Below are 249 nucleotides of genomic sequence, written 5' to 3'. Positions count from 1 at the left end.
AAAAATTAGTTTCCTAACCAAAAGGTATAAAAAGTTACAGTTCAAGACTTCTTCCAAACAAACTTATTAACATAATCGGTATAACTAATAATTGTTCTTAAAACCTTATCTGATACATTAGGTGCTATATAATTATTAACTTTATTGATTAATCTAACCTTACCCCTAGGTTGATTTTCCAAAATATCTATTGCCTGTACTATGCGTTCCACATTCATGCCTGTAAACATGACAGCCCCCTCTTCGAAG

The 249-nt window shown here is 31.3% G+C and carries 1 pseudogene; it reads right to left on the bottom strand.

Annotation, left to right across the window (positions count from 1 at the left end):
* Nucleotides 1-41 precede the first annotated feature (41 nt).
* Nucleotides 42-249: pseudogene (locus tag SB724_RS21255) on the bottom strand (UDP-N-acetylglucosamine 2-epimerase (non-hydrolyzing)); the annotation flags it as partial.

The organism is Bacillus sp. SIMBA_031, from assembly GCF_046535225.1.
GTDB lineage: Bacteria > Bacillota > Bacilli > Bacillales > Bacillaceae > Bacillus > Bacillus velezensis.
Note: the sequence above shows the minus strand (reverse complement) of the source record. Positions and strands in the feature narration are given on the sequence as shown.